This is a genomic window from Actinosynnema sp. NPDC059797 (assembly GCF_042732085.1).
GTDB lineage: Bacteria > Actinomycetota > Actinomycetes > Mycobacteriales > Pseudonocardiaceae > Actinosynnema.
Window position 1 is genome coordinate 1 of the sequence record NZ_JBHWIE010000137.1, and the last position, 18,273, is coordinate 18,273.

Annotated in this window: 18 protein-coding genes; 11 read left to right on the plus strand and 7 right to left on the minus strand. The window is 73.1% G+C overall.

Annotated elements, in window-relative coordinates; translation table 11 throughout:
- Positions 1-1,529, minus strand: a 1,529-nt coding sequence (locus ACFV4N_RS25680) for an AfsR/SARP family transcriptional regulator (protein WP_499675150.1), incomplete at its 3' end; no start/stop codon positions are given.
- A gap of 46 nt (positions 1,530-1,575) precedes the next feature.
- Positions 1,576-4,074 carry a DEAD/DEAH box helicase gene (locus ACFV4N_RS25685; RefSeq protein WP_499675151.1) on the minus strand — a complete coding sequence of 833 codons (2,499 nt, stop codon included), beginning with the start codon at positions 4,072-4,074 and terminating at the stop codon, positions 1,576-1,578.
- 182 nt (positions 4,075-4,256) lie between these two features.
- Between ACFV4N_RS25685 and ACFV4N_RS25690 the strand changes: the two genes are divergently transcribed.
- Entirely contained in the window at positions 4,257-5,105 is an 849-nt protein-coding gene (locus ACFV4N_RS25690; RefSeq protein ID WP_499675152.1) for an NmrA family NAD(P)-binding protein, read from the plus strand.
- A gap of 143 nt (positions 5,106-5,248) precedes the next feature.
- Here the strand turns inward: ACFV4N_RS25690 and ACFV4N_RS25695 are convergent, their stop codons facing one another.
- The gene (locus tag ACFV4N_RS25695) at positions 5,249-5,794 is read right to left on the minus strand and encodes a carboxymuconolactone decarboxylase family protein (RefSeq protein ID WP_499675153.1); all 546 of its coding nucleotides are present in this window, start codon (positions 5,792-5,794) and stop codon (positions 5,249-5,251) included.
- A gap of 129 nt (positions 5,795-5,923) precedes the next feature.
- Complete coding sequence (gene sigJ / locus ACFV4N_RS25700) at positions 5,924-6,817, minus strand: RNA polymerase sigma factor SigJ (RefSeq protein ID WP_499675154.1); 894 nt, start codon at positions 6,815-6,817, stop codon at positions 5,924-5,926.
- A gap of 131 nt (positions 6,818-6,948) precedes the next feature.
- On the opposite strand from sigJ, the gene ACFV4N_RS25705 reads away from it, so the two are divergent.
- Both ACFV4N_RS25705 and ACFV4N_RS25710 read left to right on the plus strand, forming a co-directional pair.
- Positions 6,949-7,479, plus strand: coding sequence for a carboxymuconolactone decarboxylase family protein (locus ACFV4N_RS25705; protein ID WP_499675155.1), 531 nt, complete (start codon positions 6,949-6,951; stop codon positions 7,477-7,479).
- A 107-nt stretch (positions 7,480-7,586) separates the two neighbouring features.
- Positions 7,587-7,817 (plus strand): hypothetical protein, encoded by a 231-nt coding sequence (locus ACFV4N_RS25710; protein WP_499675156.1) that lies wholly within the window; start codon positions 7,587-7,589, stop codon positions 7,815-7,817.
- Here the strand turns inward: ACFV4N_RS25710 and ACFV4N_RS25715 are convergent.
- Positions 7,798-8,487 (minus strand): inositol monophosphatase family protein, encoded by a 690-nt coding sequence (locus ACFV4N_RS25715; RefSeq protein WP_499675157.1) that lies wholly within the window; start codon positions 8,485-8,487, stop codon positions 7,798-7,800. The genes ACFV4N_RS25710 and ACFV4N_RS25715 overlap by 20 nt on opposite strands.
- On the opposite strand from ACFV4N_RS25715, the gene ACFV4N_RS25720 reads away from it, so the two are divergent.
- From ACFV4N_RS25720 to ACFV4N_RS25750, 7 genes are all read left to right on the plus strand, one after another.
- Positions 8,429-9,244 (plus strand): LysR substrate-binding domain-containing protein, encoded by an 816-nt coding sequence (locus ACFV4N_RS25720; RefSeq protein WP_499675158.1) that lies wholly within the window; start codon positions 8,429-8,431, stop codon positions 9,242-9,244. The two genes, ACFV4N_RS25715 and ACFV4N_RS25720, sit on opposite strands and share 59 nt — an antisense overlap.
- A 151-nt stretch (positions 9,245-9,395) precedes the next feature.
- Positions 9,396-9,863, plus strand: a complete 468-nt coding sequence (locus ACFV4N_RS25725; RefSeq protein ID WP_499675159.1) for a nitroreductase family deazaflavin-dependent oxidoreductase — start codon at positions 9,396-9,398, stop codon at positions 9,861-9,863.
- Between the two features lie 346 nt (positions 9,864-10,209).
- The gene (locus tag ACFV4N_RS25730) at positions 10,210-11,835 is read left to right on the plus strand and encodes a peptide ABC transporter substrate-binding protein (protein ID WP_499675160.1); all 1,626 of its coding nucleotides are present in this window, start codon (positions 10,210-10,212) and stop codon (positions 11,833-11,835) included.
- A gap of 66 nt (positions 11,836-11,901) precedes the next feature.
- On the plus strand, positions 11,902-12,825 hold the full coding sequence (locus ACFV4N_RS25735) for an ABC transporter permease (RefSeq protein ID WP_499675161.1): 924 nt from the start codon (positions 11,902-11,904) through the stop codon (positions 12,823-12,825).
- On the plus strand, positions 12,818-13,717 hold the full coding sequence (locus ACFV4N_RS25740; RefSeq protein WP_499675162.1) for an ABC transporter permease: 900 nt from the start codon (positions 12,818-12,820) through the stop codon (positions 13,715-13,717). The genes ACFV4N_RS25735 and ACFV4N_RS25740 overlap by 8 nt, the downstream gene beginning before the upstream one ends.
- Before the next feature lie 8 nt (positions 13,718-13,725).
- Positions 13,726-14,700: an ABC transporter ATP-binding protein gene (locus tag ACFV4N_RS25745; protein WP_499675163.1), complete on the plus strand. Its 975-nt coding sequence runs from the start codon at positions 13,726-13,728 to the stop codon at positions 14,698-14,700.
- A complete protein-coding gene (locus tag ACFV4N_RS25750; RefSeq protein ID WP_499675164.1) occupies positions 14,693-15,685 on the plus strand; it encodes an ABC transporter ATP-binding protein in 993 nt (330 codons plus the stop codon). The genes ACFV4N_RS25745 and ACFV4N_RS25750 overlap by 8 nt, the downstream gene beginning before the upstream one ends.
- Positions 15,686-15,742: 57 nt before the next feature.
- Here the strand turns inward: ACFV4N_RS25750 and ACFV4N_RS25755 are convergent, their stop codons facing one another.
- Entirely contained in the window at positions 15,743-16,765 is a 1,023-nt protein-coding gene (locus tag ACFV4N_RS25755; RefSeq protein WP_499675165.1) for an LLM class flavin-dependent oxidoreductase, read from the minus strand.
- An 86-nt stretch (positions 16,766-16,851) separates the two neighbouring features.
- Positions 16,852-17,703 (minus strand): DUF4253 domain-containing protein, encoded by an 852-nt coding sequence (locus ACFV4N_RS25760; protein ID WP_499675166.1) that lies wholly within the window; start codon positions 17,701-17,703, stop codon positions 16,852-16,854.
- Positions 17,704-17,983: 280 nt separating this feature from the next.
- Here ACFV4N_RS25760 and ACFV4N_RS25765 point away from each other — a divergent pair, with 280 nt between their 5' ends.
- A complete protein-coding gene (locus ACFV4N_RS25765) occupies positions 17,984-18,109 on the plus strand; it encodes a lasso RiPP family leader peptide-containing protein (RefSeq protein ID WP_499675167.1) in 126 nt (41 codons plus the stop codon).
- Positions 18,110-18,273 lie beyond the last annotated feature (164 nt).

Consider the following 18,273-nt stretch of genomic DNA (forward strand, 5'->3'; position numbering starts at 1 on the left):
TCCACGGCCAGCGCCGCCAGCCGGTCGCCGCCGCGCAGCTCCGCCACGTAGGAGGCGATGTCCGCGTGCGGCGACCCGACCAGGTTGCCCAGCGCGATCCGCAGCGCCAGCGGCAGGTACCCGCACAGCCGCGCCAGCTCGGCCAGCGCGTCGAACTGCGCCGCCGCGGCCTCCGGGCCCAGCGATCGGGCCAGCAGCTTCCACGCCTCGTCGCCGCGCAGCACGTCCAGCCGCACGGTCGTCGCCCGCGGCGGGCGCAGCTCGTTGCGGCTGGTGACCACCACCGAGCACCCCGGGTCGCCGTGGCCGGGCTCCTTGGGCAGCAGCGGCAGCACCTGCTCGGCCGACGCCGCGTTGTCCAGCGTGATCAGCACCCGGCGGCCGCGCAGCCGCGCCCGGTAGCCGCGGACCAGCTCGTCCTCGCCCACCGGGATGTGGTCGGACCGCACGCCCAGGGCCCGCAGGAACCGCGCCAGCACCGCCGAGGTGGACAGCGGCGGCGACGGGGAGTGCCCGCGCAGGTCCACGTACAGCTGGCCGTCCGGGTACCGCTCGCGCGCGGCGTGCCCGGCGGCCACGGCGAACGCCGTCTTGCCGACGCCCGGCGGCCCGCACACCACCACGGTCGCGCCGGACCGGGAGAGCAGGCCGGACACCCTGGTCAGCTCGGCCGTGCGGCCCACGAAGTTGCCCACCGGCGCGGGGAGCTGCGCCGCGGGCTCCCACGCGGGCTCGACCACCCGCGGCGGCGCCGGGTCGCCGGTGAGGATCGCGCGGTGCACCGCGCGCAGCGAGTCGCCGGGGTCCACGCCCAGCTCCCGCGCGAGCACCGTGGCCGCCTGCCGGTAGGCGTCCAGCGCGTCGGCCTGCCGGTCCGCCCGGTGCAGCGCCACCATCAGCTGGGACCAGAACCGCTCGCGCAGCGGGTGCCGCGCGGTCAGCCGGCGCAGGTCGGCGATCACCTCCTCGCAGCGGCCCAGCCCCAGCTTCGCGTCGACCAGCTCCGAGGTCACCAGGAGCCGCCGCTCGACCAGGTTCGCCGCCTCGACCTCGTGCAGCGACTCCGACGGCACGTCCGCCAGCGGCACGCCGCGCCAGCACGCCAGCGCCCGCTCGTACTCCTCGACCGCCGCCACCGCCCGGCCCGCCCGGACCAGCTCCGCGCCCCGCCCGGCCAGCGCCTCGAACCGGTGCAGGTCCAGCGCGCCGGGCGGCAGGTCGATCCGGTACCCGGTGGACGTGGTGCGGATCAGCTGCGGCTCGCCGAGCGCGCGCCGCAGCCGCATGACGTACACCGGCAGCGTCTGCGCGGCCCGGTCCGGCGGCGCCTCGCCCCACACCCGGCGGATCAGCTCGGCCGAGGGCACCGACCGGTTCGCGCCCAGCAGCAGGGTGGCCAGGACGATGCGGTGCTTGGCCGCGGTGACCTGGACCGCCCGGCCGTCGCGGCGGACCACCAGGGGCCCCAGCACGCCGAACTCGTCCCGCGACAGCGCTCCGCCTCCGATCTCGACGCCGACTTCGACCATGGTCGTACCCCGGTTCGCACCGGAGTACCACCGGATGGACCCGGACCTACAGCCGGCCGACTTCGGTGATCCGAACCGCGGCCGCGCCGGTCTCGTCGGACTCGACCAGGTCGACCTCGGCGGTGAACCCCCAGTCGTGGTCGCCCGCGGGGTCGTCGAAGATCTGGCGCACCACCCAGCGCCCGGTCTCCTCGGTGATCACGAGCATGGCGGGGCCGCGCGCGTCGGGGCCCGTGCCGATCTCGTCGTGCTCCTCGAAGTACGGCTCCAGCGCGTCCCGCCAGTCCTCGGCCGACCAGCCCGAGCCGCCGTCGAGCTGCCCCAGCTCGTAGTAGTTGCGCCGCGCCGCCAGCTCCACCCGCCGGAACAGCGCGTTGCGCACCAGCACCCGGAACGCGCGCACGTTGCGGGTGACCGCGGGCGGCGCCTCGGTCAGCGGCGCCTCGGCCTGCTCGCCCGGGTTCCGCAGCTTCTCCCACTCGTCCAGCAGGCTGGAGTCGACCTGGCGGACCAGCTCGCCCAGCCACTCCTGGAGGTCGCCCAGCTCCTCGGTCTTGGCGTCCTCGGGCACGGTCTGCCGCAGCGCCTTGTACGCGTCGGCCAGGTACCGCAGCACCAGGCCCTCCGAGCGGGCGAGCTGGTAGTGGGAGACGTACTCGGCGAAGGTCATCGACCGCTCGAACATGTCCCGCACGACCGACTTCGGCGACAGGTGGTGGTCGGCGACCCACGGGTGCCCGCGCCGGTAGGTGGCGAACGCGGCCTCCAGCAGCTCGGCGAGCGGCTTGGGGTGCGTCACGTCCTCCAGCAGCGCCATCCGCTCCTCGTACTCGATGCCCTCGGACTTCATCGCGCCGATGGCCTCGCCGCGCGCCTTGTGCTCCTGCGCGCCCAGCACCTGGCGCGGGTCGTCCAGGGTGGACTCCACGACCGAGAGCACGTCGAGCGCGTACGACGGCGACTCGCGGTCCAGCAGCTCGATCGCGGCCAGCGCGAACGGCGACAGCGGCTGGTTGAGCGCGAAGTTCACCTGGAGGTCCACGGTGAGCCGGATGTCGTCGCCCTGCCGCTCCACCACGCCCGCCGCCAGCAGGCCCCGGTACATCGAGATCGCGCGCAGGATGTGCCTGCGCTGCGCGGGCCGGTCCTCGTGGTTGTCCTCCAGCAGGTGCCGCATGGCGGCGAACGCGTTGCCGGGCCGGCCGATGACGTTGAGCAGCATGGCGTGGCTGACCTGGAAGCTCGACGTGAGCGGCTCCGGCTCGGCGTTCTTGAGCCGCTCGAACGTCTGGTCGCTCCAGGACACGAAGCCCTCGGGCGCCTTCTTGCGCACCACCTTGCGCCGCTTCTTCGGGTCGTCGCCCGCCTTGGCCAGCGCCTTCTCGTTCTCCACCACGTGGTCGGGCGCCTGCACCACGACCGTGCCCACGGTGTCGTAGCCCGCGCGGCCGGCCCGTCCCGCGATCTGGTGGAACTCGCGCGCCTTGAGGTGGCGGGTGCGCTGACCGTCGTACTTGGACAGCGCGGTGAACACCACCGTGCGGATCGGCACGTTGATGCCGACGCCCAGGGTGTCGGTGCCGCAGATCACCTTCAGCAGGCCGGCCTGCGCGAGCTGCTCGACCAGGCGGCGGTACTTCGGCAGCATGCCCGCGTGGTGCACGCCGATGCCGTGCCGGACCAGCCGGGACAGCGTCTTGCCGAACCCCGAGGTGAACCGGAACCGGCCGATCATGGCCGCGATGTCGTCCTTCTGGGCGCGCGTGGCGACGTTGACCGACATCAGCGACTGGGCGCGCTCCAGGGCGGAGGCCTGGGTGAAGTGCACGACGTAGACCGGGGCCTCGTTGCCGTGCAGCAGTTCCTCGATCGTCTCGTGCAGCGGCGTGGTGACGTACTGGAAGTTCAGCGGCACCGGGCGCTCGGCCGAGCGCACCACCGCGGTGGGGCGGCCCGTGCGGCGGGTGAGGTCCTTCTCGAAGAACGCGACGTCGCCCAGCGTGGCCGACATCAGCAGGAACTGCGCCTGGGGCAACTCGATCAGGGGAACCTGCCACGCCCAGCCCCGGTCGGGCTCGGAGTAGAAGTGGAACTCGTCCATCACGACCTGGCCGACGTCGGCCGCGGCGCCGTCGCGCAGCGCGATGTTGGCCAGGATCTCGGCGGTGCAGCAGATGATCGGCGCGGTCTCGTTGACGCTCGCGTCGCCGGTCATCATGCCGACGTTCTCCGCGCCGAAGGTGTCGATGAGCGCGAAGAACTTCTCCGAGACCAGGGCCTTGATGGGCGCGGTGTAGAAGGTCCGCCCGCCGCCCCCGGCCTCGCGCTGCCGGGCCATCGAGGCGAAGTGCGCGCCGATGGCGACCAGCGACTTCCCGGAGCCGGTCGGGGTGCTGAGGATGACGTTCGAGCCGGAGACGATCTCGATGAGCGCCTCCTGCTGCGCCGGGTACAGCGACAGCCCCCGGCCGGACGCCCACTCGGCGAACGTGTCGTAGAGGAGGTCGGGGTCGGAGGTGGCCGGCAGCCGGTCGGTGAGAGTCATCGCAGGCAGAGCATAGTGGTAACGCCCGGTGATGGGCTCTCCTGACCTGCCGTCCCGAGTGGTGGGGACCGGGCCTTCGACCTAGGGTGCCGGCGTGGCCTCCCGACCCGCGCGGCGGCGGCAGGGGTCGCGGCCACCCCGATGACGCCCGCCATTGGCACACACCCGCGAGGAACACCACCATGATCGTCGTCACCGGCGCGACCGGACAGCTCGGCCGCCTCGTCGTCACCGCCCTGCTGGACCGGGGCGTGCCCGCCGCGCGCGTGGTCGTCGCCGTGCGCGACCCGGAGAAGGCCGAGGACCTCGGCGTGACCGCCCGCGAGGCCGACTACGACCGGCCGGAGACCCTGGCGGGCGCGTTCGAGGGCGCGGAGAAGGTGCTGCTGATCTCGGGCAACGAGGTCGGCAGGCGCGTGCCGCAGCACCGGGCCGCGGTGGACGCCGCGCGGGCCGCCGGGGTGCGGCTGCTGGCCTACACCAGCGTCCTGCGCGCCGACACCACCACCGTGTCCGTGGCGCCCGAGCACAAGGCCACCGAGGAGCACATCCGCGCGTCGGGCGTGCCCTTCAGCTTCCTGCGCAACGGCTGGTACAACGAGAACTACGAGCAGACCGTCCGGCAGGCGCTGGCCACGGGGGTGATCCCCGGCGCGGCGGGTGACGGGCGCGTCGCCTCGGCCGCCCGCGCGGACTACGCCGCGGCCGCGGCCGCCGTCCTGACCGGCGAGGGCCACGAGGGCACCGTCCACGAGCTGTCCGGCGACACCGCGTGGTCCATGTCCGACCTGGCCGGGATGATCAGCGAGGCGTCCGGGACCGAGGTGGTCTACCAGGACATGCCCGTCGACGTGTACACCCGCACGCTGTCCGGCGTCGGGCTGCCGGAGGAGGTGGCGCTGATGCTGGCCCGGATGGACACCGACATCGCCGCCGGCGTGCTCGCCGACACGCCGGGGGAGCTGTCGCGCCTCATCGGCCGGCCCACCACGCCGATGCGGGACACCGTCCTCGCCCTCGTGAAGGGCTGACCGGGCCGGCCGGGGAACCGGCGCGGGGGGCCCCGGCCCGGGGCCGGGGGGGGGGCCCCCCGGCGGCGGGGGGGGCCCCGCGGGGGGGGGGCCGGCCCCCGCGGGGGGGGCGGGGCCGCCCCCCCCCCCCCCCCGGCGCCGGCTCACCCCGCCCGGCGCAGGGCGACCTTCGGGAAGTCGAGCGGGACCGACAGGGCGACGTTGACGTAGTTCGTGAACAGGTTGAGCGCCACGTGCGCCACCAGCTCCACGACCTCCTCGTCGTCGAAGCCGGCCGCGCGCAGCTCCTCCACGTCGGCGTCGGTCACCTGCGCGCGGTCCTCCACCAGCTTGGCCGCGAAGCGGAGCGCCGCGCCGGTGCGCGGGTCGTGCGAGTGGCCGGCCTGGGCCTGGCTCATGTCCTCGGCGGACACGCCGGCCTTCCGCCCGAGGGCGGTGTGGGCGGCCAGGCAGTACTCGCAGCTGTTGCGGTCGGCGACGAGCACGGCGACCTGCTCGCCGAGCGCGGCGCCCAGGCGTCCGCCGCCGAGCGCCCCGAAGCCGGCCCACATCATCTTCAGCGCGGCGGGCGAGTTCGCGACGGCCTTGAACATGGCGGGCGTGACGCCGAACGCCGAGGTGATGTCGTCCAGCACGGGCTTGGCCTCGGGGGAGGCGTTCCGGGCGTCGATCAGCGGAACTCGGGACATCGGGTGGTTCTCCTGTCGTGGTGTGGGGAGGAGAACGCCCGCACGCGGACCTCCTCGCGATCTTGCCTTCGAGGAAGATCCTGCCACAAGGTTGGTAGGAGTCCTAACAACTTCTTCCGGTGGTCCCGGTCACACCTGTCGCAGGTGTCCGTCGGCGACGAGCCGGGCCAGGCGGTCGGGGTCGGAGAGGATGTCCACCTCGGCGATGCGCCCGTCGACGACGGTGAAGCCGATGATCGAGAGGAGTTCGCCGTCGAGGGTGTTGACGAGCCCGGCCGCGCCGTTGACGAGCGCGGGGCGGGTCGTCGAGGCGGTGGCCATGCGGTGGAAGGTGGCGAGCTGCCCGGCCACGGCGTCGATGCCGCGCAGGACCCGCACGCCGCCGGGGAGCGCCTTCCCGCCGTCGGCGCGCAGCGTCACGTCGGGGTCGAGGACGTCCAGGAGCGCGGTGAGGTCCCCGCCGCGGGCGGCGGTCAGGAAGGCGTCGACGACCCGGCGCTGGACGGCCGGGTCCGGGTCCGGAGCGGGCGCCGCGCCCCGGACGCGCAGGCGGGCGCGGCTGGCCAGCTTCCTGGTCGCGACCGGGGTGCGGTCCATGATCGGCGCGATCTGCTCGAACGGCATGCCGAACAGGTCGTGCAGAACGAAGGCCAGCCGCTCGGCGGGGTTCAGCGATTCCAGCACCACCAGCAGCGCCAGTCCCACCGAGTCGGCGAGCAGCGCCTGGTGCTCGGGGTCGGCGCCGTCGTCGGTCACGACCGGGTCGGGCAGGCCGACCTCCAGCGGGTCCTCCCGGCGCAGCCGGCGCGAGCGCAGCACGTCCAGGCAGACCCGGCCGACGACCGTGGTCAGCCAGCCGCCGAGGTTGTCGATGTCACCGGCCTCCGCGCGCGCGAGCCGCAGCCAGGTCTCCTGGACGGCGTCGTCGGCCTCGGTCAGGGAACCGAGCATCCGGTAGGCCACCGCCCTCAGGTGCCCCCGGTGCTCCTCGAATCGTCGGGCCATGAAGTCGTGTTCGCGCACGGTCGCTCCCCAGGTGTCGTCGGTCCACCCCATGACGAACGCGAAGCCCCCGATGTGACCGCCGGTCACATCCGCCGCTCGTGGTGCGTCAGGGCGATGACAGCACCGACACCCCGGAAGGGCGAGCCACCATGACCAACCCCACGACCACCGCCACGACCGCACCGGCCGCCTCCGGCCGGGAAAACCTGCGGTCCCGCCTGCCCAACCCCGCCGTCCTCGTCCCCGAGCTGGCGGAGGTCGGCGCGGCCCTGTTCAGGGCCACCGGGAACGGCTCGATCCCGCGGACCACCACCAGCCTGGTGCAGCTGCGCGCCGGGCAGCTCGTCGGCAACACCTACCTGACCGTCCTGCACACCGGGAACCTGCGCGAAGCCGGGGAGGCGGAGGAGCGCATCACCGCCGTGTCGTCCTGGCGGGACGCACCCCACTTCACCGCCGCCGAACGGGTCGCGCTCGCGCTCGTCGAGGCCGTCCTGACCCCCAACCCCCACGGCGAGCGGGTCCCGGACGACCTGTACGACCAGGCGTCCGCCCACTACGACGACAAGGCGCTCACCACGCTCGTCCTGGCGATCGGCCAGGTCTGCTTCTTCGTGCCGCTCGCCCTGGTCGGCAAGCCGCTGCCCGGCGTGTCGCCCGCGGAGCAGTGGCGGGACTGACCCCGGCGGGCCCGGGGTGGGGACGCGGCGGGCCGTGCCCCACCCCGGGCGGGGTCTCAGCGGGCGATCGAGGTGGCGAAGGGCCTGAACCCGTCGGCCCGGATCACGTGCGGCACGAACAGGACCGCGGCCTCGGTGGCCCGCGCGGTCTCGATCCCGCCGAGGTCCGTGATCCACTCCTGGCGCCGGCCGAGGTCCGCGAGGAGCCCGCGGACGACGTGCCCGGCCCGGGTGGGCGCGGCGGCGAGGGCGCCGCCGACGCGGCCGTTCCCGACCCGAGCACGGCGATCGTGGCCATGACTTGGTTCCTCCCGGTGCTCAACGGGACAGGGCGGTGACGGCCGCGGCGTGCACGCCGGGCGCGGCGGCCAGGAAGCTCCCGCTCGCCGGCGTCCAGGGACGGCCTCCGGCGTCGGAGACCAGACCGCCCGCCTCGGCGACGAGCAGCGCGCCGGGGAGCAGGTCGGCGCGGGCGCCGGCGAACTGCCGGAAGGCGTCGACGCGGCCGGCCGCCACGTGCGCCAGGTGCGGGGTCGCGGGCACGGAGGCGCGCACGACGAGCGCCTCCCGGAGCATCGCGGTGATCGAGGCGCCGACGCGCCGCACGACCGCCTCGTCCTCGTCCGGCCTGGCCTGGCTCGTGGCCACGAGGCCGAGGCCCAGGTCCTCCGCGTCGGACACGCGCAGCGGTCGGCCGTCGAGGTGGGCGCCGGCGCCCGCGAGCGCGGTGCAGGTCTCGCCGGCCGGCGGCAGGTGGACCGCGGTGAGCACCGGCCGGTTGTCGCGCACCAGGGTGGCGGTGACCGCCCGGTCCGGCAGGCCGCGCAGGTGGTTGACGTTGCCCTCGGCCGGGTCCACGACCCACCACTCGCCGGGCGGCAGGGCGCCGCCCGCGAGCTCGTCCTCCACCCAGCGGGCGTCCGGGCGCCTGCACGTCACCGCGCCCGCCATGAGCCGGAGCCTCGGCAGGCTCCGCCGCACGACCGGCGACCAGCTCTTGGTGCGCACCGGGCGCACGATGACCCCGACGCCGTACGCGTTCGCCGTGCGGGAGCAGGTGCACGAGCTGCTCCAGCAGGTCCGGGGCGTGCTGGCGTCGAGCCGTGAGTTCGACCTCGCGACGCTCGACCGCACCTTCACCCTCCGCTGGCACGATTCGCTCGTCACCCTCGCGGGCCCCGCGCTGCTCGCGGCCGTGCGCGAGCGGGCGCCGGGCGTGCGGTTGCGCTTCGTCGCGGAGGGCGGCGCCGACACCCCCGGGTTGCGCCGCGGCGAGGTCGACCTGGAGGCGAACGCGAGCCGGCCGACCGCGCCCGACCTCCGCGCCGAGGAGGTCGCCGAGACCCACCACGTCGTGGTGGCGCGGCGCGGGCACCCGCTCTCCCGCGCCGGGACCCTCACCGCCGAGCGGTACGCGGCGGCCGGGCACGTCACCGTCTCGCGGCGGGGCAGGCTCGACAACGCGCTGGACGAAGCCCTGGCCCGGCTCGGGCTCACCCGGCGCGTGGTGGCGGCCGTGCCCACCGAAGCGGCCGCGTTCGCCTTCGCGCGCGGCACGGACCTCCTCGTCGCGGTCCCCGGCTCCACCGCGGTCGCGGACCCCGACCTGGTCCCGCTGCCGCTGCCCCTGGACCTGCCGCCGGCCCGGGTGTACCTGTCGTGGCACCAGCGCTACGACACCGACCGCGCGCACGCCTGGTTGCGCGACCTCGCGCGGACCGCGCTGGCCGGTGCGACCGGGGGGCGCGACCGGACGGCGGGCTGACCGCGCGGCGGCGAACCGGTGCGGTCGTCCGGCTCGCCGGTGCGTTCCGGCCGACCCGTGCGTTCCGGCCGACCCGTGCGTTTCGAGCCGTCCGTGCGTTCCCGCCCGCCTGTACGTTGCCGTGGCAACCGGATTCGGAAAGGGGCACAGGATGGGCACCAGGGCCAGTGACGCGGTTCCCCCTCCCGGCGCGTCGCGCGAGGAGGTCTTGGCCTGGAACGAGGCCGTGCTGGAGGAGTACCGGGCCAACGGGGGCCGGGTCGGCGGTGTGCTGAGCGGCATGGACCTGCTCGTGCTGACCACGACCGGCGCCAGGGCCGGCCGACCCAGGACGACCCCGATCACCTGCTTCCGCGACGGCGACCGGTACCTGTTGGTGGCCAGCAACTTCGGCAAGCCGCGACACCCCGACTGGTACCACAACCTGGTGGCCGCTCCCGAGGCCACCGCGGAGTTGGGCGGAGAGCGGTTCGCCGTCCGCGCGGTCGTCCTCGACGGCGCCGAGCGCGACCGCGCCTTCCGCGCGGTGGCCGACCGGTACCCGTTCTACGCCGCTTATCAGGCCGGCGTGACGCGCACGATCCCCGTGGTCGCGCTGACGCGCACCGACGAAACATGAGTACCGGTCAGTAGCGTGTTCCGGGTGTTGGGCCGGTCGGCGGCACGGCTGCCCTTGTCCGGCCGGTGGGCGGCGATGTCGGACGTTGTCCGGCATCGGGGGAGCGGTGCGGCGGGCGGCGGTGTCCGCCCAGGTCGGGCGCTGGTGAACCGTTCCGGACAACTGCCTTCGGGCCGACCGGTGATCGACTTCGGTGCTTCGCCGCGCAACTGTCAACTGGGATCAGCCGTGACAAGGTTGTGATCACCTCACCCATGTGGCCCTCGCCATTGCCCCATAGCGTCCTCCCAACGTTGTGGAAGCGGCCAACTCTGCTCGGGTACACCCGAACAGGTGGGGAGGACCCATGTCACGTGCACGCTTAGTTCCCGCCGCCGTCGCGGTCGCCGTGGTGGCGGCCGGCTGCGGCGCCGCCGAGGACACCCCGGCCGGCTCGAACACCGACGCCGCCATCACGATCTTCAACACCGAGCCGGAGAACCCGCTCGTGCCCGGCAACACCACCGAGGTGGGCGGCAGCCGGGTGCTCGACCCCCTGTTCACCGGCCTCGTCGAGTACCGGGCGGAGGACGCGCAGCCCGTCAACGCCATGGCCGAGTCGATCGAGACGACCGACTCCAAGGTCTTCACCGTGAAGATCAAGCAGGGGTGGACGTTCCACGACGGCACGCCGGTCACCGCGAAGAGCTTCGTGGACGCCTGGAACTGGACCGCCTACGGCCCCAACGGCACCCAGGGCGCCAGCTTCTTCTCCCAGATCGAGGGCTACGACGAGGTCCACCCGAAGGACCCCGACGGCGCGGACGGCCCGCAGGAGGCGCCGACGCCGGCGGTCAAGGAGATGTCGGGCCTGAAGGTCGACAACGACCACCAGTTCACCATCACCCTGTCCGAGCCGTTCTCGGTCTTCCCCGTCACCATCGGCTACGAGGTGTTCGCGCCGCTGCCGGAGGCGTTCTTCAAGGACCGGAAGGCCTTCGAGGACAGCCCGATCGGCAACGGCCCGTTCAAGTTCGTCTCGCGCGCGGTCGGCACCGACATCAAGCTGACTCGCTACGACGACTACAAGGGCGACGACAAGCCGAAGTTCAAGGACCTGACGCTGAAGGTCTACCAGAGCCGCGAGTCGGCCTACGCGGACCTCGTCGCGAACAACCTCGACTTCATCGAGGAGCTGCCGCCGAACGCCCTGGCGGGCAAGAAGTACGAGACGGACCTCGGTGACCGGGTCGTGCAGCGCGAGACGCTGAACATGCAGACCATCGCGTTCCCGTTCTACCTGCCGCCCTACGACAACGTCGACCTGCGGCGCGCGATCTCCATGGCGATCAACCGCGAGGAGATCACCCAGCGCATCTTCGAGGGCACCCGCAAGCCGGCCGACGGCTGGGTGCACCCGCTGATGAAGGGCTACCAGCCCGGCCAGTGCGGCGAGTACTGCACGTTCAACCCGGAGAAGGCCAAGGAGGCGTTCGCGAAGTCCGGCTACACCGGGGAGATCCTGCTGCTGTCCAACACGGACGGCGGCCACCAGGAGTGGGCCGAGGCGGTGGCGAACAGCATCAAGAACACGCTCGGCGTGGAGGCGCGGTTCGTGCCGTCGACCAGCTTCGGCGAGTTCCGCCAGAAGGTCAACGCGCACGAGATGACCGGCATGTACCGGGCGGGCTGGATCGCCGACTACCCGTCGATCGAGAACTGGCTCACGCCGCTGTACCGCACCGGCGCGTCCTCCAACGACGGCCTCTACACGAACCCGGCGTTCGACGCGAAGCTCGCCGAGGCCGACAAGGCCCCGAGCGAGGACGAGGCCATCGAGCTGTACCTGGAGGCCGAGCGGATCATGGCCCCGGACATGCCGACCGTCCCGCTGTGGACGCAGTTCACCATCGGCGGCAAGTCCGACCGGCTGAAGGTCGCGAACCTCGACCCGTTCCGCGCGCTCGACCTCGAAACCGTGGAAGTGGCATAGCGCTCGGTGTGATCGGGCCGGTCCGGGCGTGCGACCCGGGCCGGCCCCCGGCGGTGGGAGGCTCCGTTGGGGCGCTACGTGCTGCGCAGGTTGTTGCAGATGGTCCCGGTTTTCCTCGGGACCACGTTCCTGATCTACGTGATGGTGTGGGCGGTGCCCGGTGACCCGTTCGAGGGCAAGTGCGGCGAGCGGGACTGCCCCGAGTCGTACGTGTCGGCGATGCGGGAGCGGTTCAACCTCGACGACCCGCTGCTCGTGCAGTACGCCAAGTACCTGGGCAACCTGGTGCAGGGCGACTTCGGGCTGACCTCGTCGGGGCTCCAGGTCGCGGACCGGATCGCGGCGACGTTCCCCGTCACGCTCAAGCTCGCCCTGGTGGCCCTGGTCGTCGAGGCGGTCATCGGCATCACCGCCGGCGTGGTGTCCGGCCTGCGAAACCGCGGGTTCCTGGACAGCCTGGTGCTGGTGTCGACGCTGTTCCTGATCTCCATCCCGGTGTTCGTCACCGGCTACGTGGTGCAGCTGGTGTTCGGCCTCCAGCTCGGCTGGATCGCGCCGACCGTCACGAGCCCGACGATCGGCAACCTGATCGTGCCCGGCTTCGTGCTGGCGTCGCTGTCCATGGCCTACGTGGCGCGGCTGTCGCGGGCGAGCATCGCCGAGAACAGGCGGGCCGACTACGTGCGCACCGCGCTGGCCAAGGGGCTGCCGCAGCGCCGGGTGGTCGGCGTGCACCTACTGCGGAACTCGCTGATCCCGGTGATCACGTTCCTCGGCACGGACCTGGGCGCGTTCCTGGGCGGCGCGATCGTCACCGAGGGCATCTTCAACGTGCCCGGCGTCGGCGGCCTGGTGTTCCGCTCGATCCTCACCAAGGACGGCGCGATGGTCACCGGCGTGGTCACCGTCCTGGTGCTCGTGTACCTGCTGATGACGTTGCTGGTGGACCTCCTCTACGCCGTCCTGGACCCGAGGATTCGCTATGACTGAGCAGTTGGCCTCGCTCGTCGAGGAACGCCCGCGGGGCCTGTTCGGCGACGCCTGGCACGTCCTGCGCCGCCGGGTGCTGTTCTGGGTGGCCGTCTCGATCATCGCGCTGGTCGGGCTGATGGCGCTGTTCCCCGGTCTGTTCGCGTCCGGCGACCCGAACCTGGCGGAGCTGTCCCGCTCGCGCGGCGCGCCGTCGGCCGCGGCGTGGTTCGGCTACGACAACCAGGGCTACGACATCTACACGCGCGTCGTCTACGGCGCGCGGGCCACGCTCGTGGTCGGGCTGCTGTCCACGGTCGGCGTGGTGCTGGTGGGCGCGACGATCGGCATGCTCGCCGGGTTCTACGGCGGGTGGCTGGACGCGATCGTGTCGCGCATCGCGGACGTGTTCGTCGGCGTGCCGTTCGTGCTCGGCGCGATCGTCATCCTGACCACGCTGAACGCCGGCGGCGACGCGGGCACGGTGCGGATCGTCGCGCAGGTGGTGCTGTCGATCTCGGTGCTGTCGTGGCCGGTGTCGATGCGGATCATGCGCTCCACCGCCATCGCCGCCAAGCAGCAGGACTACGTGAAGGCGGCGCGGGCGCTCGGCGCGCCGTCGTCGCGGATCATCTCCAAGCACATGCTGCCCAACTGCGTGGCGCCCGTGCTGGTGTACGCGACGATCGCGCTCGGCGCGTTCATCGGCGTCGAGGCGACCCTGTCCTACCTGGGCATCGGGTTGCGCCAGCCGGTCGTGTCGTGGGGTGTGATGATCAACAGCGCCAAGGACTACCTGCGGGTCGCGCCGCACGCGCTGCTGTTCCCGGCCGGGTTCCTGACCGCCACCGTGCTGGCGTTCGTGATGCTGGGCGACGCCGTGCGCGAAGCCCTCGACCCCAAGTTGCGGTGAGGTGGGCTGTGCTGGAAGTGGAGGACCTGCACGTCGAGTTCCGCACGCGCGACGGCGTGGCGCGGGTGCTCAACGGCGTGAGCTACCACGTGGCGCCGGGCGAGACGCTGGCGGTGCTCGGCGAGTCCGGGTCGGGCAAGAGCGTCACCGCCCAGGCCGTCATGGGCATCCTGGACACCCCGCCCGCGTTCGTCACCCGAGGTTCGGTGCGGTTCAACGGCGAGGAGCTGCTGACCGCCTCGCCGGACCGGCGGCGCGCGGTGCGGGGCTCCGGCATCGCGATGATCTTCCAGGACGCGCTGTCCGCGCTGAACCCGGTGTTCACCGTCGGGTTCCAGATCGAGGAGCAGTTGCGGCTGCGGCGCGGCATGACCCGCAAGGACGCGCGGGCGCGGGCGATCGAGCTGCTGGACCTGGTGCGCATCCCGTCGGCCGCACAGCGCGTCCGCGAGTACCCGCACCAGTTCTCCGGCGGGATGCGGCAGCGGGCGATGATCGCGATGGCGCTCGCGCTGGACCCCGAGGTGCTCATCGCCGACGAGCCGACGACCGCGCTCGACGTGACCGTGCAGGCGCAGATCATGGACCTGCTGCGGGACATCCAGCGCGAGCGGTCCATGGGGCTGGTGCTGATCACGCACGACCTGGGCGTGGTCGCGGAGGTCGCCGACCGGATCGCCGTCATGTACGCGGGGCGCATCGTGGAGGAAGCCGACGCGGTGTCGCTGTTCCGCTCGCCCGGCCACCCCTACACGGCGGCGCTGATGCGGTCGCTGCCCCGCCTGGACTCGTCGAAGCACTCGGCGCTGGAGACCATCAAGGGGCTGCCGCCGAGCCTGCTGCGCATCCCGCCGGGGTGCCCGTTCCACCCGCGGTGCCCGCGCGCCGAGGACGTGTGCGCGGTGGACGTGCCCGCGTTCGTGCCGCTGGGCCCGGGGCGGGGCAGTGCCTGCCACTTCGCGGAGGAGGTCGTCCGTGGCTGAGCTGCTGGAGGTCCGGAACCTGGTCAAGCACTTCCCGGTGACGCGCGGGGTGCTGTTCCGGCGGACGATCGGCCACGTGCGCGCCGTGGACGGCGTGTCGTTCTCGCTGCGCGCCGGGGAGACGCTGGGCGTGGTGGGCGAGTCGGGCTGCGGGAAGTCGACGCTCGCCCAGGTGCTGATGCGCCTGGAACCGCCCACGTCCGGCACGGCCCTGTTCGAGGGCGCGCCGATGTTCGCCCTGAGGGGGTCGGCGCTGAAGGCGTGGCGGCGCGAGATGCAGATCGTGCTCCAGGACCCGTACACGTCCCTCAACCCGCGCATGACCGTCGGCGACATCGTGGGCGAGCCGTTCGACATCCACCCGGAGGTCGCGCCCCGGGGGTCGCGGGTCGGGCGGGTGCGCGAGCTGCTGGACGTGGTCGGCCTGAACCCGGAGCACATCAACCGCTACCCGCACCAGTTCTCCGGCGGGCAGCGGCAGCGCATCGGGATCGCGCGGGCGCTGGCGCTGCGGCCGAAGGTGATCGTGTGCGACGAGCCGGTGTCCGCGCTCGACGTGTCCATCCAGGCGCAGGTGATGAACCTGCTGGCGGGGCTGCAGAAGGACTTCGGGCTGTCATACGTGTTCATCGCGCACGACCTGTCCGTGGTGCGGCACCTGTCCGACCGGGTGGCCGTGATGTACCTCGGGAAGATCGTGGAGATCGGCACCGAGCGGGAGATCTACGAGCACCCGACGCACCCGTACACGCAGGCCCTGCTGTCGGCAGTGCCGGTGCCGGACCCGGAGCTGCGCGGTCGGCGGGACGTGATCAGGCTGACCGGCGACGTCCCGTCCCCGATCGACCCGCCGTCGGGCTGCCGGTTCCGCACCCGGTGCTGGAAGGCGCAGGACGTGTGCGCGTCGGAGGAACCGGCCCTCGTCGACCGGGGCGGACACCCCAGCGCGTGCCACTTCGCGGAGGAGCGCCACGTGGTGCCGTGACGCCCGACCGCGCGGCCCGCGGCAGCGCGCCGGGGGCCGCGCGGCCCCCGGCACGGGTCAGCGCCAGCCGAGGGCGGGGGCGACGTGGGTCAGGACGGCGTCGAGCACATGGGCGTTGTAGTCCACGCCGAGCTGGTTGGGCACGGTCAGCAGCAGCGTGTCGGCCTCGGCGATGGCCTCGTCCTCGGCGAGCTGCCCCACCAGGACGTCGGGTTCGGCGGCGTAGGTGCGGCCGAAGATCGCCTTGGTGTCGGCGTCGATGTAGCCGACGTGGTCGGCGCTGTCGCCGTCCTGGCCGAAGTAGGCGCGGTCGAGGTCCGAGGTGAGGGCGAAGATGCTGCGCGAGACCGAGACGCGGGGCTCGTGCTGCCACCCGGCCTCCGCCCACGCCTTGCGGTACGCCCTGATCTGCTCGGCCTGCTGGACGTGGAACGGCGCGCCGCCCTCGTCGTTCTTCAGCGTCGAGCTCATCAGGTGCATGCCCTGCCGCGCGGCCCAGGCGGCGGTGGCGTTGGAGCCGGCGCCCCACCAGATCCGCTCCCGCAGGCCCGGCGAGTGCGGTTCGAGGCGCAGCAGCCCCGGCGGGTTGGGGAACATCGGCCGCGGGTTGGGCTGGGCGAAGCCCTTGCCCTCCAGCACGGCGAGCAGGACCTCGGTGTGCTTGCGGGCCATGTCGGCGTCGGTGTCGCCCTCGCCGGGCTGGTAGCCGAAGTAGCGCCAGCCGTCGATCACCTGCTCGGGCGATCCCCGGGAGATGCCGAGCTGGAGCCTGCCCCCGGCGATGAGGTCGGCGGCGCCGGCGTCCTCGGCCATGTACATCGGGTTCTCGTACCGCATGTCGATCACGCCGGTGCCGATCTCGATGCGGTCGGTCTTGGCGCCGATCGCGGCCAGCAGCGGGAACGGCGAGGCGAGCTGCCGGGCGAAGTGGTGCACCCGGAAGTACGCGCCGTCCGCACCCAGCTCCTCCGCGGCCACGGCGAGGTCGACGGCCTGGAGGACCGCGTCGGCGGCGGTCCGCGTCTGCGAGTGCGGGCTGTCGGACCAGTGCCCGAAGGACAGGAAACCGATTTTCTTCACGCCCGTGGAACGCCTCGCCGCGCTGGTTGATTCCTCAACTACTTCCGTGTGACGCCGGGTGACCGCGTGTGCGCCCGGCGTGCGGGTCAGTCCCACCAGAAGGTCCAGGACCACTGGTCGACGAGGCGCTCGGCGTACGCGGCCAGCGTGTGCGGGGGCCTGCCCTGCCAGACGTTGTCCGGGCAGAACGCGAAGTGCTCGGCGGCGACGGCCAGCGCGTGCTCGCGGGTGGCCGGCGGTGCGGCGACGCTCAGGTGGAGCAGGTCGAACCCGACGCCCACGACGCGTGCGCCGAAGCGGTGCTCCCAGTCCCGCAGCACCGCGGAGACCTCCGCGGTGTCGTTGGTGTAGTTCGCCGGGCCGGTCCAACCCACCGCGGTCAGCGCGTCGGCGCCCCGTTCGGCGGCGACCAGGCCCAGGCGCATCGAGTCCTGGAAGGACAGCAGCGCGTCGGCGTACTCCCCGGCCTCGCGGTCCGGGTCGGCCCGCAGGGGCGCCGCCGCCGCCCGACCGGGCCACCGGCGGCCGTGGGGCGCGGTGACCGCCACCCGGTCGGCGGGGGAGAGCATGTCGTCCTCGTGCGTCCCGGTGTGGTCCTCCCACCAGGACGACAGGAGGGCGGCCGGGTCGTGCAGGTCGGGCGAGGACATGTCCCCGGGCATCAGCTCGCCCGTCAGCCAGGGCCGGAACTCCTCGCTGTGGTGCGGCGGCGCCAACAGCAGGGGCCACAGCCCCGACCGGGGGTGCTCGGCGCGCAGCCGGGCCCACAGGCCGGGCGGGGCGGGCCCGTCGGTGAGCCACAGCACCGGCCGGCCGCCGCCCTCGTCGGGGAACGCGAGGCGTCCCGGTGGCAGCGGGGTCGACAGCGCCCGGCCGTCGGCTCCCCCGTCGGCGAACAGGTCGCGCAGCCCGGTGGGCAACGGCGGCTCGGGGATCACGCGGCGGATGGTAGGGGATGCGGTGCCACGAGCGGTCGGGGAGATCGGGACGGGTGGGCGGTAAGTGCTGAGGCGGAACCACCCCTGAGCGCACCACCCCTGACCGCGCCCCGCCCGGCGGCGCGTCGACCCGAAACCGCGTCGACCCGGGGCCGCGTCGCCGGACGTCTCGGCGCGGCGCGGAAGTCGTTCCCGCTCCCGGCACCTTTAAGCGCCCCTTGAAAGCATGGACCGGGTGTGCCCGCTGAGGCAGGGTGGTGGCGAGGAAAGGAGGGAAGAAATGAGCACTTACACCACGCCCGCGCTGACGCGGATCGGCTCTTTCAAGGCCGTGACCAAGAGCCTGGGCAGCGCGCCCCAGAGGGACATCTTCGACATCCCGGCTCTCATCGTCATCTGGCCGTGAGCCCGATGACCGCCCGGGTCCGCTGAGGAACCGGTAGGTGGGCGCGGAGCAGATCGACCCTGCTCCGCGGCCAACCCGGCCGCTTATATGGTGGGGTGGGTGCGGCGTCACCCATTCACACCGAGGGGGGTGGGGCTCTCGCGGGTTTTGCCCATGGAAAACCT